General features: G+C 63.8%; 27 protein-coding genes. 12 read left to right on the top strand and 15 right to left on the bottom strand.

Features of this window, described 5'->3' with window-relative positions; genetic code table 11:
- The first annotated feature begins 64 nt into the window (after nucleotides 1–64).
- Together AC1VON_RS31095 and AC1VON_RS31090 are read left to right on the top strand one after the other, a co-directional pair.
- The gene (locus AC1VON_RS31095; RefSeq protein WP_246741013.1) at nucleotides 65–601 is read left to right on the top strand and encodes a DUF1134 domain-containing protein; all 537 of its coding nucleotides are present in this window, start codon (nucleotides 65–67) and stop codon (nucleotides 599–601) included.
- Between the two features lie 159 nt (nucleotides 602–760).
- Nucleotides 761–1,912 (top strand): coiled-coil domain-containing protein, encoded by a 1,152-nt coding sequence (locus AC1VON_RS31090; RefSeq protein WP_172348871.1) that lies wholly within the window; start codon nucleotides 761–763, stop codon nucleotides 1,910–1,912.
- Between the two features lie 35 nt (nucleotides 1,913–1,947).
- Here the strand turns inward: AC1VON_RS31090 and AC1VON_RS31085 are convergent, their stop codons facing one another.
- The 5 genes from AC1VON_RS31085 to AC1VON_RS31065 all read right to left on the bottom strand — a co-directional run bounded on the left by AC1VON_RS31085 (nucleotide 1,948) and on the right by AC1VON_RS31065 (nucleotide 5,686).
- Nucleotides 1,948–2,745: a TrmH family RNA methyltransferase gene (locus tag AC1VON_RS31085; protein WP_172348872.1), complete on the bottom strand. Its 798-nt coding sequence runs from the start codon at nucleotides 2,743–2,745 to the stop codon at nucleotides 1,948–1,950.
- 103 nt (nucleotides 2,746–2,848) lie between these two features.
- Nucleotides 2,849–3,193 carry an ArsR/SmtB family transcription factor gene (locus AC1VON_RS31080; RefSeq protein WP_056578376.1) on the bottom strand — a complete coding sequence of 115 codons (345 nt, stop codon included), beginning with the start codon at nucleotides 3,191–3,193 and terminating at the stop codon, nucleotides 2,849–2,851.
- Nucleotides 3,194–3,348: 155 nt separating this feature from the next.
- Nucleotides 3,349–4,131: a HugZ family pyridoxamine 5'-phosphate oxidase gene (locus AC1VON_RS31075; protein ID WP_172348873.1), complete on the bottom strand. Its 783-nt coding sequence runs from the start codon at nucleotides 4,129–4,131 to the stop codon at nucleotides 3,349–3,351.
- 145 nt (nucleotides 4,132–4,276) lie between these two features.
- Complete coding sequence (locus AC1VON_RS31070) at nucleotides 4,277–5,038, bottom strand: 3-hydroxyacyl-CoA dehydrogenase (protein WP_172348874.1); 762 nt, start codon at nucleotides 5,036–5,038, stop codon at nucleotides 4,277–4,279.
- A 123-nt stretch (nucleotides 5,039–5,161) separates the two neighbouring features.
- The gene (locus AC1VON_RS31065) at nucleotides 5,162–5,686 is read right to left on the bottom strand and encodes a GNAT family N-acetyltransferase (RefSeq protein ID WP_172348875.1); all 525 of its coding nucleotides are present in this window, start codon (nucleotides 5,684–5,686) and stop codon (nucleotides 5,162–5,164) included.
- Between the two features lie 265 nt (nucleotides 5,687–5,951).
- On the opposite strand from AC1VON_RS31065, the gene AC1VON_RS31060 reads away from it, so the two are divergent.
- Nucleotides 5,952–6,941, top strand: coding sequence for a glutathione S-transferase family protein (locus AC1VON_RS31060; RefSeq protein WP_172348876.1), 990 nt, complete (start codon nucleotides 5,952–5,954; stop codon nucleotides 6,939–6,941).
- 1 nt (nucleotide 6,942) lies between these two features.
- Here the strand turns inward: AC1VON_RS31060 and AC1VON_RS31055 are convergent, their stop codons facing one another.
- Entirely contained in the window at nucleotides 6,943–7,437 is a 495-nt protein-coding gene (locus AC1VON_RS31055) for an NUDIX domain-containing protein (protein WP_172348877.1), read from the bottom strand.
- 71 nt (nucleotides 7,438–7,508) lie between these two features.
- Between AC1VON_RS31055 and AC1VON_RS31050 the strand changes: the two genes are divergently transcribed.
- On the top strand, nucleotides 7,509–8,438 hold the full coding sequence (locus tag AC1VON_RS31050; protein WP_172352871.1) for a metallophosphoesterase family protein: 930 nt from the start codon (nucleotides 7,509–7,511) through the stop codon (nucleotides 8,436–8,438).
- On the opposite strand, the gene AC1VON_RS31045 is transcribed toward AC1VON_RS31050, so the two are convergent.
- The 4 genes from AC1VON_RS31045 to leuA all read right to left on the bottom strand — a co-directional run bounded on the left by AC1VON_RS31045 (nucleotide 8,422) and on the right by leuA (nucleotide 13,939).
- Nucleotides 8,422–9,036 (bottom strand): hypothetical protein, encoded by a 615-nt coding sequence (locus tag AC1VON_RS31045; RefSeq protein WP_172348878.1) that lies wholly within the window; start codon nucleotides 9,034–9,036, stop codon nucleotides 8,422–8,424. The genes AC1VON_RS31050 and AC1VON_RS31045 overlap by 17 nt on opposite strands.
- Nucleotides 9,037–9,145: 109 nt before the next feature.
- Nucleotides 9,146–9,949: an alpha/beta fold hydrolase gene (locus tag AC1VON_RS31040; protein WP_172348879.1), complete on the bottom strand. Its 804-nt coding sequence runs from the start codon at nucleotides 9,947–9,949 to the stop codon at nucleotides 9,146–9,148.
- A 223-nt stretch (nucleotides 9,950–10,172) separates the two neighbouring features.
- The gene (locus AC1VON_RS31035; RefSeq protein ID WP_483125961.1) at nucleotides 10,173–11,936 is read right to left on the bottom strand and encodes a tetratricopeptide repeat protein; all 1,764 of its coding nucleotides are present in this window, start codon (nucleotides 11,934–11,936) and stop codon (nucleotides 10,173–10,175) included.
- Nucleotides 11,937–12,178: 242 nt separating this feature from the next.
- On the bottom strand, nucleotides 12,179–13,939 hold the full coding sequence (leuA, locus tag AC1VON_RS31030) for a 2-isopropylmalate synthase (protein ID WP_483125960.1): 1,761 nt from the start codon (nucleotides 13,937–13,939) through the stop codon (nucleotides 12,179–12,181).
- Between the two features lie 412 nt (nucleotides 13,940–14,351).
- On the opposite strand from leuA, the gene AC1VON_RS31025 reads away from it, so the two are divergent.
- The 3 genes from AC1VON_RS31025 to AC1VON_RS31015 are packed head-to-tail and all read left to right on the top strand — an operon-like array spanning nucleotide 14,352 to nucleotide 16,613.
- Nucleotides 14,352–15,518 (top strand): ATP-grasp domain-containing protein, encoded by a 1,167-nt coding sequence (locus tag AC1VON_RS31025; protein WP_172348881.1) that lies wholly within the window; start codon nucleotides 14,352–14,354, stop codon nucleotides 15,516–15,518.
- 4 nt (nucleotides 15,519–15,522) lie between these two features.
- Nucleotides 15,523–16,299 (top strand): esterase family protein, encoded by a 777-nt coding sequence (locus AC1VON_RS31020; RefSeq protein ID WP_172348882.1) that lies wholly within the window; start codon nucleotides 15,523–15,525, stop codon nucleotides 16,297–16,299.
- Entirely contained in the window at nucleotides 16,299–16,613 is a 315-nt protein-coding gene (locus AC1VON_RS31015) for a nuclear transport factor 2 family protein (RefSeq protein WP_483125959.1), read from the top strand. The genes AC1VON_RS31020 and AC1VON_RS31015 overlap by 1 nt, the downstream gene beginning before the upstream one ends.
- A 15-nt stretch (nucleotides 16,614–16,628) precedes the next feature.
- On the opposite strand, the gene AC1VON_RS31010 is transcribed toward AC1VON_RS31015, so the two are convergent.
- Nucleotides 16,629–18,161 (bottom strand): MFS transporter, encoded by a 1,533-nt coding sequence (locus AC1VON_RS31010; protein ID WP_483125958.1) that lies wholly within the window; start codon nucleotides 18,159–18,161, stop codon nucleotides 16,629–16,631.
- 148 nt (nucleotides 18,162–18,309) lie between these two features.
- Here AC1VON_RS31010 and AC1VON_RS31005 point away from each other — a divergent pair, with 148 nt between their 5' ends.
- The 5 genes from AC1VON_RS31005 to AC1VON_RS30985 all read left to right on the top strand — a co-directional run bounded on the left by AC1VON_RS31005 (nucleotide 18,310) and on the right by AC1VON_RS30985 (nucleotide 22,019).
- Complete coding sequence (locus AC1VON_RS31005; RefSeq protein ID WP_172348885.1) at nucleotides 18,310–19,191, top strand: LysR family transcriptional regulator; 882 nt, start codon at nucleotides 18,310–18,312, stop codon at nucleotides 19,189–19,191.
- A 133-nt stretch (nucleotides 19,192–19,324) separates the two neighbouring features.
- Entirely contained in the window at nucleotides 19,325–19,786 is a 462-nt protein-coding gene (locus tag AC1VON_RS31000) for a MarR family winged helix-turn-helix transcriptional regulator (protein WP_172348886.1), read from the top strand.
- 52 nt (nucleotides 19,787–19,838) lie between these two features.
- A complete protein-coding gene (locus AC1VON_RS30995) occupies nucleotides 19,839–20,402 on the top strand; it encodes a cysteine hydrolase family protein (RefSeq protein WP_483125957.1) in 564 nt (187 codons plus the stop codon).
- Between the two features lies 1 nt (nucleotide 20,403).
- Nucleotides 20,404–20,733, top strand: coding sequence for a hypothetical protein (locus tag AC1VON_RS30990; RefSeq protein WP_172348888.1), 330 nt, complete (start codon nucleotides 20,404–20,406; stop codon nucleotides 20,731–20,733).
- Nucleotides 20,730–22,019 carry an MFS transporter gene (locus AC1VON_RS30985; RefSeq protein ID WP_483125956.1) on the top strand — a complete coding sequence of 430 codons (1,290 nt, stop codon included), beginning with the start codon at nucleotides 20,730–20,732 and terminating at the stop codon, nucleotides 22,017–22,019. Before AC1VON_RS30990 ends, AC1VON_RS30985 begins: the two co-directional genes overlap by 4 nt.
- 367 nt (nucleotides 22,020–22,386) lie before the next feature.
- On the opposite strand, the gene AC1VON_RS30980 is transcribed toward AC1VON_RS30985, so the two are convergent.
- From AC1VON_RS30980 to AC1VON_RS30965, 4 genes are all read right to left on the bottom strand, one after another.
- Entirely contained in the window at nucleotides 22,387–23,490 is a 1,104-nt protein-coding gene (locus tag AC1VON_RS30980) for an AbrB family transcriptional regulator (RefSeq protein WP_483125955.1), read from the bottom strand.
- Nucleotides 23,491–23,580: 90 nt separating this feature from the next.
- The gene (locus tag AC1VON_RS30975) at nucleotides 23,581–23,820 is read right to left on the bottom strand and encodes a type II toxin-antitoxin system Phd/YefM family antitoxin (RefSeq protein WP_172348891.1); all 240 of its coding nucleotides are present in this window, start codon (nucleotides 23,818–23,820) and stop codon (nucleotides 23,581–23,583) included.
- Nucleotides 23,821–23,870: 50 nt separating this feature from the next.
- Complete coding sequence (locus AC1VON_RS30970; protein WP_172348892.1) at nucleotides 23,871–24,179, bottom strand: putative quinol monooxygenase; 309 nt, start codon at nucleotides 24,177–24,179, stop codon at nucleotides 23,871–23,873.
- Nucleotides 24,180–24,243: 64 nt separating this feature from the next.
- Complete coding sequence (locus AC1VON_RS30965) at nucleotides 24,244–25,026, bottom strand: SDR family NAD(P)-dependent oxidoreductase (RefSeq protein ID WP_172348893.1); 783 nt, start codon at nucleotides 25,024–25,026, stop codon at nucleotides 24,244–24,246.
- Nucleotides 25,027–25,044: the final 18 nt, after the last annotated feature.

Below are 25,044 nucleotides of genomic sequence, written 5' to 3'. Positions count from 1 at the left end.
CATGACGGAGATTGGAAGCATGTTTTCCCGATTCTATGACCGGAGTGTACTCCGTGTCTTCTCAATGGCGATCACGCTCATCGGCGTCCTCGTCTTCTCGACTTCAGCCCTGCGGGCCCAGGAATATACCGCTCAGGAGATTGTCGATTCCGGTCACAAGTTCTTCGGCGCGACATCGGGTGGGCTCGCCACGGTCGTGGAGAAGATCTTCGCCTCCTACGGCCTGCCCAATGGCTATCTCCTCGGTGAGGAGGGGTCGGGTGCGCTGATCGGCGGCCTGACCTATGGCGAAGGCACGCTCTACACCAAGAATGCCGGCGACCACAAAGTGTTCTGGCAAGGCCCGTCGCTGGGCTGGGATTTCGGCGGCGAGGGGTCCCGGGTGATGATGCTGGTCTACAATCTCGACGATGTCGGCAACCTCTACAACCGCTATGGCGGCGTGGCCGGTTCGGCCTATGTGGTGGCGGGTGTCGGCTTCAATGTGCTGAAGAACAACAATGTGCTTCTGGTGCCGATCCGCACCGGTGTCGGCGCCCGGCTCGGCGTCAATCTCGGCTACCTGAAGCTGACCGAGCGGGCGACCTGGAATCCGTTCTGATTCCAGTCCGCCGTGACCGCAATGCCGGCTTTTCCGTGGGAATTGTAGGTCGGTGATGATGCATGCGCCGCGGCAGGCTCTTGCCGCAGCGCCGGATTTCCGCCATGCCAGTATGATGCGGTCCAGTCCAGGTGGTTGCCGCCGATAGCGGGTTGTCTTTTGGTTCAGTCGGTCCTGTTCTTTGCCCTCGGCTTTCTCTGCGCCGGCTTTCTGGCGCTGATCGTGGCCCCGGCTGTCTGGCGGCGAGCGGTCTCCCTGACCCGCAGGCGCATCGAGGCCTCTATCCCGCTGACGCAGGCCGAGATCCAGGCCGACAAGGACCGGATCAGGGCCGAGTACGCCATGTCGACGCGCCGCCTCGAGATGAACGTCAAGGCGTTGCGCGAAAAGGCGGCGGAACAACTCGTCGAGATCAATCGCGGCCGCGAGGCGTTGAAGGGGCTGGCGGTCGAGCGCACGGACAAGAATCACGCGCTCGCGGAACTTGGCGCCAAAAACGAAGCATTGCGGCAGCGTGAAGAGGAGCTGCACCAGCTTTCTGAGCGGCTCAAGGAAACCGAACGCAAGCTGGAGAAGCGGGCGCTCGAACTCGAAAAGCTGGAGCACATGTACGACGACGCCAGTTTTTCCTCCAGCAGCCGGCAAATCGAGCTCGTGGCGCGCGAGTCCGAATTGCAGAAGCTCGCCAGCGACATCTCGCTGCTGCGCGGCCAGCGCAAGGAAGCCGACCGGCGCCATCAGGAAATCGCGGCCGAAAGCAAGGCCGCGCGCGATGCCCTGAAGGCGGAGAAGAAAAGGGCGGCCGAACTCGACAAGAAGGTCGAACGGCTGCTGGCGACGCTCGCCGACCGCGAGGACAAGCTCGACCGGCGCGAGAAGGAACTGGTGCGGCTGCGCGAAAAGGCGAAGGCCGAGGACGGCGCACCGGCCTTGCGGCTGGTCGGCAGGCCGGATGAAGCGGGAAGGGATGACGAGGCCGCGAGGCGCGACGACCTGGACCAGGCGATCGCCAAGCTCGACAGCGATCGCGAACGGCTGGAGGCCAGGTTGACGGCGCTGGCGCGCGAGAACAAGCGGCTCAAGGCGGATCTCGGCGCCGTGGCATCGTCGGGTTCGGCGAATGGCAGCGCCGCGCTGCGCGAGCAGATGAACGAGTTGGCGGCTGAAGTCGTCCACCTGACGGCCAAGCTCGAGGGACCTGATTCGCCGATCGCAAAAGCGCTGGCGGGCCCGCAGGACGGCCGATCCGACGGCGGCGACCTCAGTCTCGCCGACCGCGTGCGGGCGTTGCAGAAAGCGGCCACGAACTGAAGTGGCCGCAGTGCCACCGTCGTGCTCTTGCTGCGCTAATGATGTGAGAAATGATGCAGGGCGATGGCCGAGGCGGCGGCGACGTTCAGGCTGTCGAAGCCTTTCGACATTGTGATCCGCACGGTCTGCAGGCTGGCTAGCAGGTTTTCGGGCAGGCCTTCGCCCTCGGTGCCGAGATAGAGCGCCAGGCGTTCGGCCGGCCTTGCATCGCGTATGTCGGTTCGCCCGCGCGGCGACAGGGCGAATTGTTCAAAACCCCGTTCGGCGAGCGTTGCGACAAAGCCAGGGGCATCGGTGAAGGATGCGAACGGGATCTTGAGCGCGGCGCCGACAGAAACGCGAATTGCCTTGCGGTATAGCGGATCGCAGCATGTCGCGTCCATCAGCACCGCATCGGCGCCGAAGGCGGCGGCATTGCGAAAGATCGAACCCATATTGTCGTGGTTGGCGATGCCGACCAGCACCACCACCAGGGCCCGGTCGGGCAAGGCATCCAGCAATGGCCCGGTCGCTTGCGGCGGCTCCTTGCGGCCGATGGCCAGGATGCCGCGATGCATGTGGAAGCCGGCGATCGCGTCCATCACCGCACTGGTGACGACATAGACCGGCAGGTTCGCCGGCGCCTTGTACAGGATGTCGCCCAGGCCGCCGAGCCGGTTTTCCAGGACCAGGATGGATTCGGCGCCGAAGCGGCCAGACGACAGGAGCAGGTCGAGCACCACCTTGCCTTCGGCGACGAAACGCCCATGCCTGCCGGCGAGATCGCGTTCGCGGATATCAAGATAGGCGGCGACCCTGGGATCGCCCGGGTCTTCGATGCGAATTGGGTCCATATCCTCCGCTCAAATATCGAGAGCGTGGTTTGTGCGTCGAGGAAGACGCGCAGGCCACGTTCCGGAAATCGTCAGCGAGGTAGACGGCCGCGGCCGCGTCCGGTCAAGTGCCGGCGCGGCGCAATCTCTGCGCCATCTGGGACAGATCCTCCTTGCCGCCGCCGAAAATACCATCCAGCACGACAAGCAACTCGCGCACCGCATCGGAGTTGCAGGAGTAGTAGATCATCTGGCGGTCGCGGCGGGTTTCCACAAGGTCAAGCGCCCGCAACTTGGCCAGATGCTGCGAGAGGGCGGATTGGCTGAGCATCACCTTTTCGGCGATAGCGCCGACCGACATTTCACCGTCGATCAGATGGCTCATGATCAATAGCCGTTTTTCGTTGCCCATCAGCATCAGAAATTCGGCAGCCGATTCGGCGTTGGCGATTAGCTTTGTCGAGACCATGAATGCCCCATGCTGTTTGCTCATCAAGGCGCCATGGGGGCAATGGTGCCTGAATCCATAAATCCACTAGCGAAAGGCCACCGACGAGTCAGCGCCCTTCACGAAGGGTAGAACATTTCTTTCAAATCTCAAGTGTTGCTTTCGATCAAATGCAATTAAGTTTCGTTGGTTGCCTGCCCGGCAGCAGCCCGGCCGCTCCTGGCCATGGCGACCAGAATGGGTCGCAGGTCCTGTGCTGCCACCAGGGGTTGCGGAAAGAATACCCGGCAAACATTGTCTTTCGACACCAAATCCATGCCATCGGCGTCCAAACCCGCGATGCTCCAGCCGTCGCCAGATGCCCCGGCATAATGATGCGCATAAACCGCGATCGCGTCGAGATGATCCGCGTTCATGTGCTCGATGGCGGATTGTTCGCTCGCCGCAAGCTCTTCGACGACGGGCCCGCCGGTGACGAGATCGGAGCGATCGAGCAGATAGGCCTTGCCGAAACCGCCATTGAGGCTGGCGCGCTCCGGCTCGAGGCGAAAGATCGAGAAGTCGCCAAGCGCGGCATAGAGGCTCGCCTTGGGATTGCGGTTGAGATAGCGGCGCTCGGCACGAGCATGCGCGTCAGAGCCGCGGTCCAGCCGCGACGCCCGGCAGATCAGAGTCAGGCGCGGATGCGCCAGCGGGTCGCCCTTGCCGGGCTCGCCGAGCAGCAGGGAACAGCGGGGATCGGCAAGGATGGCAGGCGTATGCGCCGAAAGCATCGAGACCAGGATCAGCGGCACGCCGTCGATGTCGGTGGCGACACCGACCCGGCTTGCCAGCGGCGACCCGGTCTGCACCTCCAGCACCGCCAGTGCGCCGAAGCGGGCACTGCGCAGAAGTGTTTTCGCCAATCGGATTGCCTCGGCGTCGGTGTCGCGGATCACATCCTTCTTTCGGTCGTCCAAGGTTCTCGCCCTGCTAAGTTGATTTTTCTATTCCACTTATCAGACGATGATGCCGCTCTTGGCAAGCGTTCCATGCATGTCGCCATTCTAAAACCGCCCGGCACCCGCGACTCGAGGCCGTGGGCAGGCTCTTGGGCGACATGCATTACCTCGGCGCCATGCGGATGGCGCCGTCGAGGCGGATGGTTTCGCCGTTCAGCATCTGGTTTTCTATGATGTGCATGGCAAGGGCGGCATATTCGGATGGTTCGCCGAGGCGGGACGGGAAAGGCACGGCGGCGCCCAGGGAGTCCTGCACGTCCTGCGGCATGCCGGCCATCATCGGGGTCTTGAAGATGCCGGGCGCGATGGTGCAGACCCGAATGCCGGAACGGGCAAGGTCGCGCGCCACCGGCAGTGTCATGCCGACCACGCCGCCCTTTGAGGCGGAGTACGCGGCCTGGCCGATCTGGCCGTCATAGGCGGCGACCGAAGCGGTGTTGACGATGACGCCACGCTCGCCACCCTGCAGCGGCTCGAGCCTGGCGGCGCGGTCGGCGACGAGGCGGATCATGTTGAAGGTGCCGATCAGGTTGACCTCGATCACCTTGCGGTATTGGTCGAGCGGATGGGGCCCATCCTTGCCGATCGTCTTCACGCCAATGGCGATGCCGGCGCAATTGACCAGGATGCGCGGCTCGCCCAGCTTGCTTGCCGTCTCGGCGACGGCTGAGGCGCCACTGTCGGCGCTGCTGACGTCGCATTGCACGGCAATGCCGGCGATGTCGGCCGCGACCTTGGCGGCGCGATCGATGCCGACGTCGAAGATGGCGACGCGAGCGCCCTTGGCGGCAAGCGCACGCGCCGTTGCCTCGCCAAGGCCGGAGCCGCCACCGGTCACGATCGCGATCTGGCCGTTCGGATTCATGGCGTCATCCTTTCCTAAAAGCGGTTCAATTCCCGTGGGAAACCGTTTCACATTTTTCCTGGAATTGCTCCAGGAGGACACGACGGATCAGGCCTAGATCGAGGGGCCAGGTCAAGCCATCGCCTAGACGTGCTCGGCGACCCTGGCCTGGCTGGCATGACCGACCTCGCCCGTGAGCCTGGCAACCGCGCCCGGCGTGATCTCGTGCGACAAAAGGCGGTCGAGGTCGACGGGACGCGGCATCGAGATCTGGCCGCGCGGGATGCGCTTGAAGCCGAGCGGCCCGTAATAGGGTTCGTCGCCGACCAGTATGACGGCCGGTGCCCCGGACTTTGCGGCGGCCTCCAGTGCGATCGCCACCAGCCGGCGGCCGATGCCGAGATTCTTGAAGGCCGGCCGCACGGCAAGCGGCCCGAGCATCAGCGCGCGGCCGGCACCGGCGGCAATGCGGGTCATGCGCACCGAGGCGACGACGATATCGCCGTCGACCGCGACGAAGGACAACCCACGCTCGTGGCCGCCGGCTTCGCGGATCTTGTAGGCGGCAAGCACGAAACGGCCAGGCCCGAAGGCCTCGTCATTGATGGCTTCGATTTCAGGGTCGTGCGCCGGAGTTTCCGGCAGGTATTTCACGTCGGCAAGGCTCATGGTCTTTGCGTTCCGGTAGAGGAGGAAAGGTTGCTGCGAACGGCAGCATTCGCCAGTCAGCGCTTCAAGCGCGGGCGCCCTTTCGTCGTCGGTCAAACCGGATCAAAGCAAAGTCGAACATGCGGAGTGTCCGCTAGCATCAATTTTCGGCCGCCGCAATCGGCGCCTTCGCTGGCCCTATCGATTGACAATCTGTTCAGCCCTGAATGATTTCCGGCCTGCCGCATCGCGCTCTACATGAGGTGGAAACGCGAAAGGACATCCCATGGGATTGCTGGTCGACGGCAAATGGCAGGACCGCTGGTACGGCACCAAGGAAAGCGGCGGCAAGTTCGTGCGGCCGCAATCGCAATGGCGCGACTGGATCACGCGCGACGGAACGCCCGCCGGAGACCGCGGCCGCGGTTTCAAGGCCGAGCCCGGCCGTTATCACCTGTATGTCTCGCTCGCCTGTCCGTGGGCGCACCGGACGCTGATCTTTCGCGCGCTGAAGAAGCTCGAGGGGATTATCTCGGTCTCGGTTGTGCATCATTTCATGGGCGCGAATGGCTGGACGTTTCTCGCCGAAGACGGAGCCACCGGCGACACGCTCTACGGCCTCGATTTCCTGCACGAGATCTATACCAAGGCGGATCCAGCCTATTCGGGCCGGGTGACGGTGCCGGTGCTGTGGGACAAAAAGGAGCAGACCATCGTCTCCAATGAGTCTTCCGAAATCATCCGGATGCTCAACTCAGCCTTCGACGAATGGGGTGACGCCAGCCTCGATTTCTATCCTGAAGCGTTGCGGGGCGAGATCGATGCGATCAACGCGCTGGTCTATCCCGCCATCAACAACGGTGTCTACCGCGCGGGCTTCGCCACCACGCAGGCGGCCTACGAGGAAGCCTTCGGCGAGCTGTTCTCGGCGCTCGACACTCTGGAGGATCGCCTTTCCAGGCAACGCTATCTGGTGGGCGATCGCATCACCGAGGCCGACTGGCGGCTGTTCACCACGCTGGTGCGTTTCGACCCGGTCTATGTCGGCCATTTCAAGTGCAATTTGCGCCGCATCGCCGACTATCCGAACCTGTCGAACTATTTGCGCGACCTCTATCAGGTGCCTGGTGTCGCCGGCACGGTGAACCTGCATCACATCAAGGCGCATTATTACGGCAGTCATGAAACGATCAATCCGACACGGATCGTGCCGGTAGGGCCGGAACTGGACTATGCCGCGCCGCATGACCGGGCCCGGTTCGGGGAGCTGGCCTGATCTACCAGTGGGGCGATGTCGGCTCATCCCGAAAAACCTCGGCGATCCGCCGGAGCGTCGCTGGCGTCGTGCCTTCCGGCAAGCGATCCAGCGGGAAGAAACCGGCTTCGGCGATCTCGTGGTCCGGCTGCTTCGGTGCCGTCTGGCTGAAATGCTCGATCAGGTACAAACCGACATGGTCGCGGCGGCTGGAGCGGCGGTTGAAATGCATCGATTTGAGAACCGGCGGCGCGGTCAGCGCGATGTTGCCTTCCTCGGCGAGTTCCCGCGCCAATGCTTCGGCCAGCGTTTCGCCTGTTTCGACGCCGCCGCCGGGAAGCTGCCAGCCCGGCACATAGGTATGTCGGATGAGGAAAACCGAATTGTTGGCGGCGTCATGGATGAGGCCGCGCACGCCGAGCGTCATTGGCCGCCGCAGCACGAAATAGAGATGGAACAGTCTGGCGCGCAGCCCCGGCCAACCGGTCTGGCGGAAGGCATCTTCCGGATTTGCCATCAGGTGCGAAACCCTGGGTGATAAGGAAACCTTGAGTGGAAAGCGGGACGCTGGTCGCCTATGAGGGATGGATGTTCAGGCTCGCGCATATTTCCGATGTCCATCTGGGGCCGCTCCCCGATGTATCCTATCGCGATCTCGCCTCCAAGCGCGTGCTCGGCTACGTCAACTGGCAGCGCAACCGCCGCCGTCACATGCACGATGCTGTCATCGATGCCATCACCGCCGATATCAAGGCGCAGAACCCCGACCATCTCGCGGTCACCGGCGACTTGGTCAATCTGGCGCTCGACGGCGAGATCGAGATGGCCAAACACTGGCTGGAGACGCTGGGATCGCCGCATGATGTTTCGGTGGTTCCGGGAAACCACGACGCCTACGTGCCTGGCGCCTTCGACAAGGTCTGCCGCGCATGGGCGGCCTGGATGAGCGGCGACGGCGTCAACGCACCGGTCGACCGCAACGCATTTCCCTATCTGCGCGTGCGCGGCAATGTCGCGCTGATCGGCGTCTCGACGGCGCGTGCCACGGCTCCCTTCATGGCCAACGGCTTCTTCATGGAGGGGCAGGCGGAGCGGCTCGGCAAGATCCTTCGCGACACGGCCGCGCAAGGCCTGTTTCGCGCGATCATGATCCACCATCCGCCGGTGCGCGGCGCCGTCTCGCAGCACAAGCGCCTGTTCGGCATCGCCCGCTTCCACAAGATCATCCGCCGGCACGGCGCGGAGCTCGTCCTGCACGGACATTCGCATCTACCCTCACTGTTCCAGATCGGTCCGCGCGACGCCAAGGTTCCGGTGGTCGGCGTCGCCGCCGCCGGTCAGGCGCCGGGAGGCAAGCATCCGGCGGCACAGTACAATCTGTTCGACATCGATGGCGAAAAGGGCAATTGGCGGATCCGCCTGACGCGGCGCGGCCTGACCGGGCCTGCGATACCGCCTACCGATCTGCAGACCATGGAACTGGGTGTGGAGGCCAGCGCTTCTATTGCCGCAGGCTGAACACCATAGCCACGAGGCGGTCCCAGAACAGGGCAACCGACACCGCCAGGCCGACCAGGGCGCCGGCAGCGATCAGGCCAAGGCCTGACAGGAAGGCCGACCAGCCCTTGCCGCGCGTCGTCGAGCGCAGCGGCGGCTCGGCTTCCGTCACCTGGGCGCGCTTCATGCCGGCGACGGCCGGTTCGACCCCGCCTTCCATCATCCTCTGCCGCTCGACGATGCGCTCGGCGACATAGCGAGTCACGGAATCGGCAATCGGCTTCATCTCGGTCGATTCGGCAAGCACCACGCGGCCAATGCGAGTGTCCTTGAGGAAGCGGTAGGTGCGGCGGTCGCGGCCCATCGCGACATGGCTGACGGCATCGATCCACAGGCGCGGTTGTAGCCCGGAGGAAACGACGAAATCGAAATTGTCCATGTCGGCGGGCACGTCGGCGAAGACAGGCGCAAGTTCAGCTGCCAGGAGATCGAGGCGCATGCGATGCGCCTCGCGCATGTCGATGACGACATCGTCGCGGTCGGCGAAGGCGTTCTTCACATCACGGATTGCATCGGACAGTTTTCTCGACGGATCGATCTTTTCGCCTGCGTCCTTCATCGGCGTCTGCCTCGCGGGGTTGGTTAACACGCAGTTAACACAGCCGCCGGCAAAATGCACTGGCGAGATAGACGGCGCGCGGCGCTGGGCACCGTTGCGGCGGAAGACCTCAACCAGTCGCGGTGGCGAGTCTCGGGCGAATGGTCCTGGCGCGACGGTTCATATTGCGCTGGATGATGTTAGCCACCAGATCGGGTGCTTCCTCGACCAGCATATGGCCGGCCTCAAGCACGTGATGCACATGAAAGCGCGCCGGCAGGTCATCCGCCTGGGTGAAGGGCAGCACCGCGTCATCACTGCCCCACACCACCATCACCGGCATGGCCAGCCTCTCCAACTGGTCGCGCGGGATGACGCCTTGCCGGTCGTCCCTGGTCATGGCGGCGGCGATCTCGACGAGTTTTTCCAGTTGCCCGGGCCGTTTGCGCATGTCGCAGAGGGTGTCGGCGGCGTGATCAAAAGGCCGTGCCCGTGGTCCCGACATCGCTGCAAGGCAGGCGCGGATCTCGGATGGGCTGCGTGCGCCGGCATAGCGACGCAACAGTGGCCCGTTGATTTCCGGGCCGAAGCCGCCGGGCGCCAGCAGGGTCAGCGAGGCCACCTTCTCCGGCTCGGCCAGCGCCATCAGGGTCGCCACCGCTCCGCCCATCGAATGCCCTACGAGATGGATCCGTTTGGCCGCGCGCGCCGCAAGATCGGCAAGAACAGCCCTTGCCGCGACCTTTGCAGGCCCGGCGCCCGGAAAATCGAGCGACAGGCCATGCCCCGGCAAGTCGTAAGCAAGCGTGCGCACGGAAGGCGCGAGCGAGGCGACCACGTCGCGCCAGCCGTCGGAGCAACCGCCAAAACCGTGCAGCAGGACGATGGTCTTCGAGCCAACACCCTGTTCGGTGGCATGGAGCGATGAGATCATGATCGCGGAAGGTGTTAAATTGCGGGAAAACTCGAAATGTGGGTGGATTGCTCCTTGTCCAGCCGGATGACCAGTAAAGTTTTCGCGACTGGCGCCTGGGCGCGAGCATGCGATTCCATGGCTTTGACGGCAAAGCCGGCTAAATCAGCGCGATTGTGGCTTTATCCGCCGCTCGCGGGCGTCCAACCATCCGTTGGTCCAAACAGGTCCGGTCTATTGGACATCAGCTGGCGTTGCCGAGTCCGGCGGCGCGCAAGGCGCCGACCAGGCGTTCGGTCAGGTCGGCCGGATATTTTCGGTCGATGAAGGTCGCACGCGGATTGACAGCGAATCTCGGGAACTTGGTGCTCAGCTCATCGATCAGCTTTCGCGCTTGACCGTCCTGGCCGGAGATCCTGGCGCCGATCAGGCGGGCGGCGAGGTAGTGCGATTTCGTTGCGGTCGTTCGCAGGGCGGAACTGGCGATGGCCGCCTTGTTCGCGTCGCCGAGCATGAGTTCGCCAGCGAAAAGCCCGAAATCCCACCAGGTCGGATGGCCGCTGGAGGCATCCACCGCATGGGCCAGGATCGGAGTCCCCTCGGCGTACCGGCCGGTGAAGATCAGCCCATAGCCATAAGCGGCGGCCATGGCGAGATCGTAGGGATTAAGGTCATAGGCCTTGCGCATCCAGCGCAGGGCCTCGTCGGCGTTGCCGATACGCGAATTGATGTAGCCGTAGGAGCGATGCGCATAGGGGCTGGTCGGCCCCATCTGCACGGCGCGATGCGCGAATGTCATCGCCTTCTCGATCGTCGCGTCCGGCGGATAGGCGTAGTGGTCGTTCACAGCCTCCAGATGCAGCGAGGCGAGCTCCGAATAGACCAGCGGCGATCTGGCGCCATTGTCGGCAAGGGTTTCGAGGCAGCGATAGGCGGCCTCGTGCGTCTTGGCGTTCTGGTCGAGATAATATTTGTCGTTGAGCAACAGGCATTGCGTCAGTGCGGTCTGAATGCCGCTCTGCTCGATATAGCTGTAGATGGTGCCGGACGCGGGAAGGGCGGAACTTAGTATGCCGGCGATACGGTCCTCGACGGCCGATGGCGCGCTGTCGGCGGCGGTCAGGTTGCGCGACAAAAGTACCCGTCCGGTCGCCACGCTCTGCAATTCGATGGTCACGTCGCCAGCACCCGGTCCAGGCAGGACATCGAAGATGAAGCTTGTCGCGCTGGCGACCGAATCGGTCTTGTCGACTGTGTCGCGACCAATGAAGTCGATAGTGTCGAAGCCGCTCAGGCCGGCGCGGAGCGCCGCGGCAACGCGGCTGGCGTCGGTGCCGCTGGCCTTGACGGCGATATAGACGAGCGGCAAGGCCTCGCTCGCAGGCGACGATGCGATGCTGCTGGTCTGGCCGGCGGCCTCGACCGCTGCCGGCACGTCGCCGCCCGCGAGCAGCGCGCCGCTGCCCTGACGCATGATCAGAACGCTGAGCATGGCGATGACCAGGGCGATCGCCATCCAGAAGAACCTGAGATGGCGCGCAACCGAGGGACCGGCAGAGGGCACGGCAGGCAATCCCGCGGCGGGGGCAGCGTCGCCGGATGGTTCGGGCAGAGCAGGCGCAGGTTCGGCCTGTCCGGCAGGTTCCACGGTTTCCGGCAAACGGATCGCGTTGAGCTCATAGGCCGGGACGTAGCCGCCGCGTGGAATGGCGATGCGGACGGGTTCGGCGATGCCTTCATTGGCGAAATACTGCTGCAGCAGTTCGCGCAGCCTGCCTGCCTGCACTCGCACCACGGCATCGGTCGACGGATCGAAATCGCCGTCCTTGCCGAAGACGTCCATGGCGATGGAAAAGCCCTTCAGCCTGTCGGCTTCGCCGGCCTGCTCGCGTTCGACGAGATAACGGATCAGCTTGCGCGCGCGCTCGGATCTTCCGAACGTTTCGCTGGCAAGCAGTCGCTCCAGTGTCTCGCGCACTGCGGGGGCGGCAGGCGTGGCATGCTGCAAGTGTCGATCCTCTCGAAGTCGGCACAGGTTGAGGCACGATCATATAGTGCCCGCATCGCCACACAAGTACGCAGCCCTTATGCGATCGCGTACCTAACCGGATAATTTTCCGGTGGTTAATGGCCAGGGGCGCGGTCGGTCACGGGACGACGCGGATGGATGTGGCCAAGCTCTTGTTCCGGCTTGAAAAAATAGCGGCGCGAGAGCCAGTCGAATCTCTCGCGCCGATGACCCGCAAAATGCTACCGCGCCTTGCGGCCGACGATGCGGTTGGCGGCCGAAGTCACTGCTTCCAGCGACGCGGCGACGATGTTGGTGTTGATGCCGGCGCCGAACAGTTTGCCGCCGGGATACTCCATCTCGACGTAGGAAATGGCCGAAGCATTCGAGCCGCGCTGCATCGAGTGCTCGGAGTAATCGAGTACCGACATCTCGACGCCGACATGGCGCGACAGCGCGTCGACGAAGCCGTCGATCGGACCGGTGCCGGTGCCTGATATGGTCACTTCCTTGCCGTTGTCGAGGATGACCGCCTCGACAACGCGCCGGCCCTTCACCTCGGTATCGGGATAGGTGTGGTGGTCGAGGAATTTCAGGCGCGCGCCCGGCTGGTCGATGTAGGTTTCGAGGAAGCTATCGTGGATGCGCTTGGCCGGCACCTCCTTGCCTTCGGCGTCGGTGATCGCCTGGATCGCCTGGCTGAACTCGATCTGCAAATTGCGCGGCAGGTTGAGGCCATAATCAGCCTGCAGCACATAGGCGATGCCGCCCTTGCCCGACTGCGAGTTGATACGGATGATCGCCTCGTAGCTGCGGCCGACATCGGCCGGGTCGATCGGCAGATAGGGCACTTCCCACAGGCTGGTGTTGGCCTTCTTCAAGGCCTTCATGCCCTTGTTGATGGCGTCCTGGTGCGAGCCGGAAAAGGCGGTGTAGACGAGTTCGCCGACATAGGGATGACGCTCGGGGATCTTCAGCTGGTTCGAATATTCATAAACGTCCTTCATCCGGTTGATGTCGGAGCAGTCGATGCCCGGATCGACGCCTTGCGTGTACATGTTGAGCGCCAGGGTGACGATGTCGACATTGCCGGTGCGTTCGCCATTGCCGAACAGCGTGCCTTCGACGCGGTCGGCGCCGGCCATCAGGCCGAGCTCGGTGGTGGCGATGCCGGTGCCGCGGTCATTGTGCGGATGCAGCGAGATGATCAGATTTTCGCGGTTGTCGAGATTGCGGCACATCCATTCGATGCGGTCGGCATAGACGTTGGGCGTCGACATCTCGACCGTCGACGGCAGGTTGATGATCAGCTTGTTGTCTGAAGTCGGCCTGACGATCTCGGTAACGGCGTTGCAGATCTCCAGCGCCACTTCGAGCTCGGTGCCGGTAAAGCTCTCCGGCGAATATTCGAAACGGTAGCCGCCGCGGGCCTTGGCCGCCATGTCGGTGATCATCTTGGCGGCGTCGGTGGCGATGCGCTTGATGCCGCCGACATCTTTTTCGAAAACGACGCGGCGCTGCAATTCGCTTGTCGAATTGTAGAAATGCACGATCGGGTTGGTGGCGCCCTTCAGCGCTTCGAAGGTGCGGGTGATCAGTTCGGGCCGGCACTGCACCAGCACCTGCAGCGATACGTCGGCGGGGACGTTGCCTTCCTCGATGCACCAGCGGGCGAAGTCGAAATCGGTCTGCGAGGCCGAGGGGAAGCCGATCTCGATTTCCTTGAAACCCATGTCGAGCAGCAGGCCGAACATGCGTGCCTTGCGCTCATGGCCCATCGGATCGATCAGCGCCTGGTTGCCGTCGCGCAAATCGACCGAGCACCAGATCGGCGCCTTGTCGATCACTTTCGAGGGCCAGGTCCGGTCGGTGAGGCCTACGGTCGGATAGGGCTGATATTTGCGGGCCGCATCCGGCATGCCGTGGGCTGACTGGGTCACGCCGTTTGGAGCATTCTTGCCGGCTACCGCGGCATCAGGGCGGATTTCTTCTCGTGCGTTCATCGTCTTGTTCTCCCGGCGGCCCTCGGATCCGTCTTGGACGGATGGGTGGCGAGTGGCGCCTTTACCAGATTTTCGTTCGCTTGATATGACTGCCAAGGAGCATGCGCTTGCGCGGCGGTTCGACCGCCGGGCGCTCCTTCAGCGAACCCGGCGATCGCCGATAAGGCCGAGAAGAAGCAGGGTCGAGGCAAGCGCGCGCACGGTCTCGCCGGCAAAGCCGGTCTGACGGGAAGCGGTGGTGGCGCGCGTGTTCATGCCGGCTCTCATACAGGAGCGGCCCGTGAGAGGCAAGCGGGCCGGTATCCGTCGACTATTATCCCCAATGGGGATGCTCTTTCCCGCACGCCGCAAATGCGCCAGACTTGGGCGCCGGCGGGGCTGCGGTGCGCCATCGCGGGGAAGGGGGTCGTCCATGAATTTCGTGTTCTTCTCGCCGCATTTCCCCGCCAATGGCGCCGATTTCTGCGACCGGCTGAAGAAGGCGGGCGCCACAGTGCTCGGCATTGGCGATGCGCCCCACGATGCGCTGGACGGCAAGCTGAAAGCCGCACTTTCGGAATATTACCGCGTCGCCGACATGGAGGACTACGATGCGGTGTTCCGGGCGATAGGCCATTTCATCCACAGATGGGGCCGCATCGACCGCTTCGAATCGCTCAACGAGCACTGGCTGGAACTGGAAGCCAACATCCGCACCGATTTCAACATCTACGGCACCAAGCTCGATTTCGTGAAGAACCTGAAGCGCAAGAGCCGCATGCGCGCCTTCTTCCGCAAGAGCGGCGTCGAGACGATCGCGCAGCGCAAATGCTCCGACCGCGCCGGCGCCATGACCTTCATCCGCCGCGTCGGCTATCCCGTCGTGGTGAAGCCGGATTCGGGCTCCGGCGCCTCGAACACCTTCAAGATCTCCAACGCCAAGGAGCTCGACCAGTTCTTCCGGGACAAGCCCGAGGACGTGACCTTCGTCATGGAGCAGTTCATCGAGGGGCTGGTGGTGACCTATGACGGGCTGGTCAACCGCGACGGCGAGGTGGTGCTGGCGGCCAGCCACCGCTATGATCAGAGCGTCATGGAGGTGGTCAACAAGGACCGCCACATGAGCTACACCTGCTTTCCCCGGATCCGACCTGTTGTCGAGGAGGCCGGACGCAAGATCCTGAAGGCGTTCGACGTGCGCGAGCGCTTCTTCCACATCGAGCTGTTCGAGACCAGGGACGACCGGATCATCGCGCTGGAGGTCAACATGCGGCCGCCCGGCGCCTGGATGACCGACGCGATCAACTACACGTTCGACATCGACGTCTATGCGGCATGGGCCGAGATGGTGGTCAAGGACGCCGCCGGCGGGCCCTATGAGGGCAAATATTTCACCGCCTATGCCAGCCGCAAGCGGCACCTCCACTATTTGCACAGCCATGAGGACGTGCTAGCGGCGCACCGCGACAAGATCGTCCACCATCAGCCCATAGAAGAGGTTTTCAGCCGCGCCATGGGAAATTACGCCTACCAGATGCGCTCGAAGGATCAGGCTGATCTGCGTGAGGCGGTCGCCTATATCCACGCGGAAAAGGCTTAAGGCGATGGACATCTCCTATCACAAGCATTTCGCCCGCAATCTCGGCCGCGACATGGAATACAAGCGCTACGGCCATGCCGGCAGACCGGTGGTGGTGTTCCCGACCTCGCAGGGACGGTTCTACCAGTTCGAGGATTCCGGCGGGGTGGGCGCACTGGCCGAATTCATCGACACCGGCCGCATCCAGCTGTTCACGGTCGACGGCATCGATTCGGAATCCTTCTTCGACAAGCATCACGACGCCGCGCACCGCATCGCCCGGCACGAGGCCTATTTCCGCTATGTGCGCGAGGAGGCGCTGCCGGAATTTTTGTCCACCGCAGCGGCCGCCAATGGCGGGCGCAAGCTGAAGCCCTTGTTTTCAGGCTGTTCGATGGGCGGCTACCACTCTTCGAACTTCGTCTTCCGCTTTCCGGAGCTGGCCAGCGGCGTCATCTCGCTGTCGGGCGTCTATTCGGCCCGCGATTTCTTCGGCAAGGCGCTGGAGGGCGACATCTTCCACAACTCGCCGCTCGATTATCTGCCCGGCATCGTCGACCCCAAGCTGCTGGCTCGCTTGAAGGCGCTGAGGCTGATCTTCTGCTGCGGGCAGGGCGCATGGGAAGAGCGCATGCTGGTCGAGACGCGCCAGCTGGAGCAGATACTGCGCGACAAGTCGATTCCGGCCTGGGTCGACTATTGGGGTGGCGATGTCAGCCATGATTGGCCATGGTGGCACAAGCAGCTGGTCTATTTCTTTGGCCGCTGGCTGGATGATGACCTGATGCACAGATTGGACTGATGACCACACCCGACCCCATCCGCCGCTTCGTCGAAGCCACCAACAAGGGTGACACGGAAGCCTTTCTCGATACCTTTGCCGACGACGCGTTCCTGAGCGACTGGGGACGATCGTTCCAGGGCCGCGAGCAGATCGCGCGCTGGAACCAGTCGGACAATATCGGCGTGAAGTCACATCTGAGCATCGTCAGCGTCACGCCGGCGGGTGGCACTTATCGCGTCCGCATCGCCGTCAAGGGCAAGGGCTTCAACGGCGAAGGCGACATGACTTTCACGCTGGATGGTGACCGCATAGCGAGCCTCGTCATCACTTGATGTCGTCGCGGATGATCATGCCTCCTGGCACGCCGGCAGCGGGACCGCCTCGTGTTCCGCCGCCGATCCGCGACGCAGACCGAGGAAGACGACAAGGGCGGTGACGACGGTGATTACGGCCAGCACGATCAGCAGCCGATCGAACGCCGTCTCATAGGTCTCGACCAGAACGCTGGCATCGGCCATCGGCAAATGTTGCGCCGTTTCACCGACATTGCCGGTGACCAGCAATTGCGCCGCGGCGGCCGCGTCCGCGGAAGATGCGCCTCGAGTGGCGAGTTGTGCCGCGGTGAAGCCCGACAGGATCGCCATGACGATGGCCAGCGCCACGCCCTCGCAGGCGACACGGGTGGTGTTGAAGATGCCGACCGCCATGCCGGCGCGCTCCTTCGGCACGACGCTGACGGCGAGCCCGTCCATCAATCCCCAGGGCAGAGCGATGCCGATGCCGATCAGCATCAGCGGCGCTACCAGCGCGACGGCGACCGGTGGTGTCAGGCTCAGCCAGACGAGGCCGGCGGCGGCGATGAGCAGGCCCGCGCCGCAGATCGTGGCCGGAGCTATCCAGCGCGCCAACTGGCCGGCAAGCAAGGGCAGGATCAGCAATGGTCCCGAGAGGCAGATCATCAATTGCCCGGCCTTGATCTCGCTCATCCCTTCGATGCCGATGAAGCGGATCGGCAACAGCACCAGCAGGACGACGAAGCCATAGGCGGGTGCCGCCGCCAGAAACTGGACGCCGACGAAGCGGGAAAAGCGAACCAGGGTGAGATCGAGCATCGGCCGGCGCACGCGCCGCTCAACGATGACGAAGGCTGCGAAGAAGAGTACTGCCGCCGCGATCAACGCGATGACGACGGGATCGGTCCAGCCGGTCTGCGGCGCCTGCAGCACGCCATAAGTCAGCGCGGCCAGCGCGACGGTGAAGGTGCCGGCTCCCGCCCAGTCGAGTCCGGTTGCATCCGGGTCGCGCGATTCCCTGATGGTGCACAGGCCGAGGGCTGCCGCGGCGATCGCGAGCACTGCAACCAGAACAAAGATCGACCGCCAGCCGAATGCAGAAATGAGCAGGCCGGAGGCGATAGGGCCGAAGGCCAGGCCGATGCCGAAACTGGTGCCGAGGAAGGAGAAGGCGCGCAACCGCAGCGGTCCCTCGAATTCCTGGGCAAGTGCGGAGGCGCCGCCGGCGAAGGCCAAGGCACTGCCGATCCCTTGCGCGGCCCTGAACATGTCGAACCAGACGATGTCGGGCGCCAGCATCGCGCCGAGTGATGCCATGACATAAAGGCAGAGGCCGGCAAGGAAGACGCGCTTGCGACCATGGTTGTCAGCCAGCGCTCCCGATGCCATCAGGCCGGCGCCGAAGGTCAGCATGAAGGCGTTCGTCACCCAATTGAGCGCGATCGGGCTGCCGCCGAGATCGGCCGCGATGCGGGAGAGCGCGACGGCCGGGCCGGTGAAGGTCAAGGGCATCGTCATCGCGGCAAGGCATACCGACAAGAGCACGAGCCATCTCGCGGTCGGGCCGGTAGTGTTCTGCAAGGTCATGGATTTTCCTATCTGAAGCAGCATCGGCCGGCATGGCGCATGGGTTGCGGCGTCGGTCGCAGCCACAAGATAGTTCGGCGGCCTTTCAGGAAAAACGCTACTATATCTCCGGATATACCGGACTAAAACGCTCGAATGGAGGAGTGCAATGGATCGTCTCAATGGTCTTCTGGCCTTCGCCCGCACCGCCGAGCTTGGCAGTTTCATCGCCGCCGGGCGTGCGCTCGGCATCTCTGCCTCCGCCGTTGGCAAGAGTGTCGCAAGGCTCGAACAGGAACTCGGCGTGCGCCTCCTGCAGCGCAGCACACGACGCATCGGGCTGACGGAAGAGGGCAGGCTGTTCAACGAGCGGGTGCGCCGCATCCTCGACGACATCGACGATGCCGAGGCGATGCTGTCGCGGACGCGGGAGACGCCGCACGGACGGCTGCGCGTCTCGACCCCGATCGTCACCTATCATCTGCTGCTGCCGGTGCTGTCGGAGTTCATGGCCCGCTATCCCGAGATCGAGCTCGATATCGATTTCAACGATCGCATCGTCGATGTCATCGAGGAAGGCGTCGACGTCGCCATCCGCAGCGGCGAGCTGCCGGATTCCCGCCTGGTGGCGCGGCCGCTCACACCGTTTCGGCTGCTTCTGTGCGCCGCGCCTTCCTATGTCGAGCGTCATGGCGCGCCGAGGGTGCCGGCCGATCTCGCCCGGCATTTCGGCATCCGCTTCCGCTTCCCCAACAGCGGCAAGCTGCAGGAGTGGCCGTTCATCGCCGATGCCGCCGATCCACGCTCGATGCTGACCTGCAACAACATGGAAGCCTTGAAGGGCGCCACGATCGCCGGTCTCGGTATCGGCTGCATGCCCGATTTCCTGGTGCGGGAAGCGTTGCGTGACGGCAGGCTGCGCACCGTGCTGGACGATCATGTCGATGGCCGTGGCCAGTTCCGGATGCTGTGGCCCTCCAATCGCCATTTGTCGCCGAAGGTGCGCGTCTTCGTCGATTTCCTTCCCGAGCGCCTCGCCATGGCGCGATAGGCAGGCCAGCGGGGCACGGCCTCCGGCCGGCCCGGGGTTCACGGTCTTCGACCGGCCCGGGGTCACGGTCTTGTGATTTCGAAATATGAAGTTAAACTTTGAAGTTTAGCTTCATATCTACTACAAAGCCGCCATGAAAGATCAGTCGCCCCCGCAGAACGATCCCGAAGTCGCGCATGCGCTGGCCCTGGCGGCCGAGCTTCGGGTGGTGGCCGGCAGGCTGATCCGGCGGCTGCGCGAACAGGCCGATACCGGTGATTTGACCATGTCGCAGAAATCGGCGCTGCTTCATCTGGAGCGCGAGGGTCCGGCGACGGTGACGACGCTGGCGCGCGCCCAGGATATGCGTCCGCAGTCGATGGGCGCCATTGTGTCAGCACTGCAACTGGCCGGTCTGGTGGAAGGCGCGCCGGATCCTGCCGATGGCCGGCAGATCCTCCTGTCGCTTACGGCAGCCTGCCGGGACATGATCGCGACCGGGCGGGCGGCACGACAGGATTGGTTGTTCCGCGCCATCCAGGCGACCCTTGACCGCGAGGAGCAGGAGCAACTCGCAGGCGCCGTCGAATTGTTGAAACGGCTCGCCGACTCCTGACCTTTCAATATCCGCGATCCACGCCGCCGTTCGACCGCCGAAAGGAAGCATAATGGCAGTCACCACGCTTGATCCGAAGACCGCACTCATCGTCATCGATCTGCAAAAGGGGATCGTTTCGCTACCCTGTGCCCATCCGATCGGCAACGTCATACAGCGGGCCGGCGCGCTCGCCGATGCGTTCCGCGGCCGCGGCTTGCCGGTCGTGCTCGTCAACGTCGCCGGCGCGCCTTCGGGCCGGACGGAGCAGGCGCCGCGCGCGCGGGAATTTCCCGCCGGCTGGACTGATCTTGTCCCCGAACTGAAGCGGCAGCGGGAGGATCACATCGTGACCAAGCGCACCGTGGGCGCCTTCGTCAACACCGATCTCGAAGCCTGGCTGAAGGGCGAGGGCGTCACCCAGGTGGTGATCGCCGGCGTCTCCACCTGCATGGGCGTCGAAGCGACCGCCCGTCACGCTCGCGATCTCGGGTTCAACGTTACGCTCGCCATCGATGCCATGACCGACATGAACCTCGATGCCCATACCAACAGCATCGCGCATATTTTCCCGAGGCTGGGCGAAAACGGCACGACACAGGACATCCTCGATCTCTTGGCCAAGGGGAGTGCCTGACATGCAATGGATCGACTGTGTGTCCTATTTCCTTGGTGGCGCCGTGCTGACGAATGCCGTGCCGCATTTCGTCAGCGGCGTGATGGGGCGGCCTTTTCAAAGTCCCTTCGCCAAGCCGCGCGGCCAGGGCCATTCCTCCTCGACAGTGAATGCTCTGTGGGGATTTCTGAACCTGGCGGTCGGTTATCTCCTGGTGGTCCGTGTCGGGGATTTCGACCTGCGATCCACCGCTGATGTCGTCGCGTTGGGGTTGGGCACCCTCCTCATGGGGGTGGCGATGGCACGCATGTTCGGCCGCTTCAACGGCGGCAATGCCCCAGTTGACGGATGAGCGGCCCGGCAAAAGGCACGTTCCGTTCGCTGGCCAATTTCAACTACCGGATCTGGGCCGGCGGCGCGATCGTGTCCAATGTGGGAACCTGGATGCAGCGCACCGCCCAGGACTGGCTGGTGCTGACCCAACTGACCCACAACAACGCGACCGCCATGGGCGTGGTGATGGCGCTGCAATTCGCGCCGCAGATCCTCTTGCTGCCATGGACCGGCTTTGCCGCCGATCATCTCGACCGGCGCAAGCTGCTGCTCGCCACGCAAGCCGCCATGGGCCTGCTCGCGCTCGGTCTCGGCCTGCTCACCGTCGCCAGGCTGGTGCAATTGTGGCACGTCTATCTGTTCGCATTCCTGCTCGGCTGCACGACCGCGTTTGATTCACCAGCGCGCCAGACATTCGTCTCGGATCTGGTCGGCGAGACGGACCTGTCGAATGCCGTGGCGTTGAATTCCACCTCGTTCAATGTCGCGCGCATGATCGGGCCTGCCGTCGCCGGCGCCCTTATCGCCTCCGTCGGCTCCGGCTGGGTGTTCCTGATCAACGCGGCATCTTTTGCCGCTGTCCTTGCCTCGCTCGGCCTGCTGCGCCTCGGTGAGCTTCACCTGAAGGACAAGACGCAGCGGAGCCGCGGCAGGCTTGCCGAGGGTTTTGCCTATGTATGGAAGCGTCCCGATCTCAAAACCATCCTTCTGATGCTTTTCCTGATCGGAACGTTCGGGCTCAACTTCCCGATCTTCATCTCGACCATGTCCGTTTCCGTCTTTCACGCGGGCGCCGGCCAGTACGGTCTGTTGACGTCGACCATGGCGATCGGATCGGTCACCGGCGCATTGCTGGCGGCCCGGCGCGAGCAGCCCCGCCTGGTGTTTCTTCTGGCGGGCGCCGCGATCTTTGGCCTTGGCTTCAGCCTGGCCGCGATCATGCCCAATTACTGGCTGTTCGGCCTGGCGCTCGTTGTCATCGGCGTCTCGGCGCAGACAATGACAACCTCGACGATCGGTCTGGTGCAGCTTTCGACCGAACCTGCCATGCGTGGGCGTGTGATGGCGATCCTGCTGGCCATAACGTTGGGCGGCACCGCTCTCGGCGCGCCGGTGGTCGGCTGGGTGGCCGATGATGTCGGCCCACGCTGGGCGCTTGGCGTGGCCGCCATTGCCGGCTTTGCGGCGGCTCTCGTCGGGGTTCGCTATCTCGCGAGGTATCGCCACTTGCGCGTGCGGATCGAGGCCGGACGTCTCCGCTTCGACCTCGATGATGGCAAAGCCGAGCCGGCAGAGGCCGGATAGGGTCTTCTCCGGCGTCCCGATGAAAATATGATCACTTAGTCAAGTTCTTGATGGAAACCCCGGCGCTGTGATCGCGCTGTCGCAAGGCGAGAACATCGATATTAGCTGGCTCTACCGGCCGGCCGCGAAGCCGGCACCGCAGGCCTGCTGCCGACCGCCCTGCGCGAGCGCGGCCACGATGCGCTTGCCGACGGCCTCTTCGTGTGGGCGGGATGCGAGTTCACCGACTTCCGCGAGATCCGCAAGATCGTGCGCAAGGAATGGGCCTGCCGCGCGACGGGCATCTGGTCACCGCTTACTGGCGCCGCGGCGCGCAGGGCGAAAATGGGGGCGGCGAGGAATGAGGCACCGATGGCGCTGAAGCAGGTCAGTCCCGGATGCTTCTGGCCACCAGCCGCGCGACGCTCGGGCCGATGAGCAGCACGATCAGGAAACGCGCCGATTGCAGCGCCATGACGAAGGAGATGTCGACGTTCTGTGCCGCGGCGGCGATGATGGCGACGCTGTCCATGCCGCCGGGGCTGGTCGCCAGATAGGCGGTCAGCGGATCGATGCCCAGGAGATGGCTGATCAGGAAGGCGAGCCCGCCGCAGAATGCGATCAGCGCCACGATCGAGGCGATGATCTGCGGCAGAGCGCGCGTTGCATGGCGCAGGATCGGCCTGGTGAAATTCAACCCGATCGACCAGCCAACCATGGCGTAGCTGACCGCCAGCAGCCATGGCGGCAGCTGCATCTCGACGCCAAGGCCGAGATGGATGACGGCGCCGAAGATGAAGGTGCCGAGGAAGAAGGGCGAGGGCAGCCGGCACAGCTTTCCCGCCACCCCACCTGCGACTGCGATGCCGATGGTGGTCGCGAAGGCTTGGGCATCGATCGGCGGAAACCAGATGATCGGCGGGATTTCGATGCCCGACGTGTCGACCCACATCTTGGCGACGATCGCCGCTGTCATCGAGACGAAGATGACGCGCAGATACTGCATGAAGGCGACGAGGCGCTGGTCGGCGCCGAAAGCGCCGGCCATCAGCACCATGGCGGTGGCGGCCCCCGGCGAAGAGCCCCAGACGGCGGTGGTGCCGGGCAGGATGCGCCAACGGCTGATCAGCCAGCCAAGCAGGCTGGAGGCCGCTACCGTGGCGATCACCACGCCAAGGAACAGCGGCCACTCGGCGTAGAAGACAGGGAAGATGTCGGCCGAGATCGATGCGGCGACGAGACAGCCGACAATGGCCTGGGCGGAGCCGAACAGCAGGCGAGGCACGCGTACCGTGGCGCCATTGGTGCCGGCAACGATCGCCGCCAGCATTGGCCCGATCAGCAGCGCTGCCGGCAAGGCTGCAACTTCGAGCGCGCCGGCAAACAGGGCGGAGATGGTGAGCAGGATCAGCCATTGCCAGGGCCTGCCTATCCGCGCCATGCGCTCGGTGGCGGGCTGGTCAGGAGGTGGCTGCTGGGCCGAGGAATCCATTCTTCGGTCTTAGACCTGGCGCGTGAAAATGCGAACCACGGTTTACGAAAAAATGATGGTTTCACGCGTCCTGGCGCCGAGTAACAGCTTTCATATGTTGGCGCCGAACCGTTGCTCGATCTCATCGCGACCCATGCGGTCGAAATCTTCAGGGACTGAAAGGCCGGTCATAAAACCAACCCGTCGCTTCTGCGGTGCGGGCTGATCGATAGGCACGATTCTGGCCAATGGCTTGCCGGCGTTGGTGATGATGAACGACTCACCTTTGGCTACCTGTCTTACGAGGCGCGACAGATGGGCTTTCGCATCGCGAATGTTTACCGTTCGCATCAAAGGTTGCTCCTCAAAGACCGCCACCGTGTGGGCATTAGCCGTCCGGCTCAATCCGTCTTGCCGTCAGCCAGCCCAAAGCCACCGACGGGGTGGGTTTCCACCTGGAACTCGAAGCCGGCGATGAAGGGCCGCGCCTTGGCGATGGCCGCTTGGACTTCCGGAAGCTGCAACGAGGCCTTGTGGCTTTCAGCGTCGGTCCACACTTCAGTGACCCAGATCGCATCGGCATCCGCGGGGTCACGAGCGATGATGTAACTCAGGCAACCGGGCAGGGCGCCGGTGCTGTCGCGCAGCAGGTCCATGACCGCGTCGCGCTGGCCGCGCGCCGCCCGCATCTTGCCGATCAGTCCGTACATTCTGTTGCCTCCCCTTCAAAGTCTCCGACAAGAGTATGCGGGCTTTCAGTATGCAGATAGCCTGTCACGGCATCAACTGGCCGCCATTCACCTCGATCACCTGGCCGGTGATGTAACCGCTCAGCAGGTCCGACGAGAGGAACAGATAGGCGCCGACGCAGTCTTGCGCCGTGCCGGCCCGCCCCTGCGGAATTGTGGCGACCATGCCCTTGATCTGCTCCTCGGTCGAATAGCGCTCGTGGAACGGGGTGAGAATGGTACCGGGCGCCACGGCGTTGACGCGGATGCCGAAGCCGATCAGCTCCTTGGCCATGCCGCGCGTCACATTGGAGACGAAGGCCTTGGCCGACCCATAGAGACCGGCACCGCCGCCCGCACCATTGCGCGCGGCGATCGAGGAGGTGTTGACGATGAAGCCGCCCTGCTTCTTCAGCCACGGGATTGCCTTGCGGGAGGCGGTCAGCACCGAGCGCGCATTGAGGTCCATCACCGCGTCATAATGCGCTTCGGTCTGCTCGGCGTAGGGCACCCGGCCGAGCATGCCGCCGGCATTGTTGACCAGTCCGTCGAGACGGCCGAAATGCCGCGCACTGTCCTCGACAACGCGTTCGACATCGGCGGGAACCGAAAAATCGCCCTGGACGAGGAAGACCTCCCCGCCGCTGTCGCGAATGGTCTTGCCAAGTTTCTCGGCGGCCTCTTGGCTCGAATTGTAATGCAGTGCCACCTTGGATTTCTGCGCGGCATAGGCCAGCGCGAGTGCCGCGCCTATGCCGGTAGAGGCGCCGGTGACAAGCACCGCCTTGCCGGCGAGATCGGGAATGGTAAGCGCGGTCGTGGTGGGCACTGTCGGTCCTCCGGAGTG

It is taken from the genome of Mesorhizobium sp. HAY1-8B, from assembly GCF_056868045.1.
Note: the sequence above shows the minus strand (reverse complement) of the source record. Positions and strands in the feature narration are given on the sequence as shown.

Excerpts from the sequence above, each read along its gene's own strand:
- AC1VON_RS31095 (WP_246741013.1), top strand. The coding sequence starts at position 65 with ATGGCGATCACGCTCATCGGCGTCCTCGTCTTCTCGACTTCAGCCCTG.
- AC1VON_RS31085 (WP_172348872.1), bottom strand. The coding sequence starts at position 2,745 with ATGGACCCAATTCGCATCGAAGACCCGGGCGATCCCAGGGTCGCCGCC.
- AC1VON_RS31080 (WP_056578376.1), bottom strand. The coding sequence starts at position 3,193 with ATGGTCTCGACAAAGCTAATCGCCAACGCCGAATCGGCTGCCGAATTT.
- AC1VON_RS31070 (WP_172348874.1), bottom strand. The coding sequence starts at position 5,038 with ATGAATCCGAACGGCCAGATCGCGATCGTGACCGGTGGCGGCTCCGGC.
- AC1VON_RS31065 (WP_172348875.1), bottom strand. The coding sequence starts at position 5,686 with ATGAGCCTTGCCGACGTGAAATACCTGCCGGAAACTCCGGCGCACGAC.
- AC1VON_RS31060 (WP_172348876.1), top strand. The coding sequence starts at position 5,952 with ATGGGATTGCTGGTCGACGGCAAATGGCAGGACCGCTGGTACGGCACC.
- AC1VON_RS31055 (WP_172348877.1), bottom strand. The coding sequence starts at position 7,437 with ATGGCAAATCCGGAAGATGCCTTCCGCCAGACCGGTTGGCCGGGGCTG.
- AC1VON_RS31050 (WP_172352871.1), top strand. The coding sequence starts at position 7,509 with ATGTTCAGGCTCGCGCATATTTCCGATGTCCATCTGGGGCCGCTCCCC.
- AC1VON_RS31045 (WP_172348878.1), bottom strand. The coding sequence starts at position 9,036 with ATGAAGGACGCAGGCGAAAAGATCGATCCGTCGAGAAAACTGTCCGAT.
- AC1VON_RS31040 (WP_172348879.1), bottom strand. The coding sequence starts at position 9,949 with ATGATCTCATCGCTCCATGCCACCGAACAGGGTGTTGGCTCGAAGACC.
- leuA (WP_483125960.1), bottom strand. The coding sequence starts at position 13,939 with ATGAACGCACGAGAAGAAATCCGCCCTGATGCCGCGGTAGCCGGCAAG.
- AC1VON_RS31025 (WP_172348881.1), top strand. The coding sequence starts at position 14,352 with ATGAATTTCGTGTTCTTCTCGCCGCATTTCCCCGCCAATGGCGCCGAT.
- AC1VON_RS31020 (WP_172348882.1), top strand. The coding sequence starts at position 15,523 with ATGGACATCTCCTATCACAAGCATTTCGCCCGCAATCTCGGCCGCGAC.
- AC1VON_RS31015 (WP_483125959.1), top strand. The coding sequence starts at position 16,299 with ATGACCACACCCGACCCCATCCGCCGCTTCGTCGAAGCCACCAACAAG.
- AC1VON_RS31010 (WP_483125958.1), bottom strand. The coding sequence starts at position 18,161 with ATGACCTTGCAGAACACTACCGGCCCGACCGCGAGATGGCTCGTGCTC.
- AC1VON_RS31005 (WP_172348885.1), top strand. The coding sequence starts at position 18,310 with ATGGATCGTCTCAATGGTCTTCTGGCCTTCGCCCGCACCGCCGAGCTT.
- AC1VON_RS31000 (WP_172348886.1), top strand. The coding sequence starts at position 19,325 with ATGAAAGATCAGTCGCCCCCGCAGAACGATCCCGAAGTCGCGCATGCG.
- AC1VON_RS30995 (WP_483125957.1), top strand. The coding sequence starts at position 19,839 with ATGGCAGTCACCACGCTTGATCCGAAGACCGCACTCATCGTCATCGAT.
- AC1VON_RS30990 (WP_172348888.1), top strand. The coding sequence starts at position 20,404 with ATGCAATGGATCGACTGTGTGTCCTATTTCCTTGGTGGCGCCGTGCTG.
- AC1VON_RS30985 (WP_483125956.1), top strand. The coding sequence starts at position 20,730 with ATGAGCGGCCCGGCAAAAGGCACGTTCCGTTCGCTGGCCAATTTCAAC.
- AC1VON_RS30980 (WP_483125955.1), bottom strand. The coding sequence starts at position 23,490 with ATGGATTCCTCGGCCCAGCAGCCACCTCCTGACCAGCCCGCCACCGAG.
- AC1VON_RS30975 (WP_172348891.1), bottom strand. The coding sequence starts at position 23,820 with ATGCGAACGGTAAACATTCGCGATGCGAAAGCCCATCTGTCGCGCCTC.
- AC1VON_RS30970 (WP_172348892.1), bottom strand. The coding sequence starts at position 24,179 with ATGTACGGACTGATCGGCAAGATGCGGGCGGCGCGCGGCCAGCGCGAC.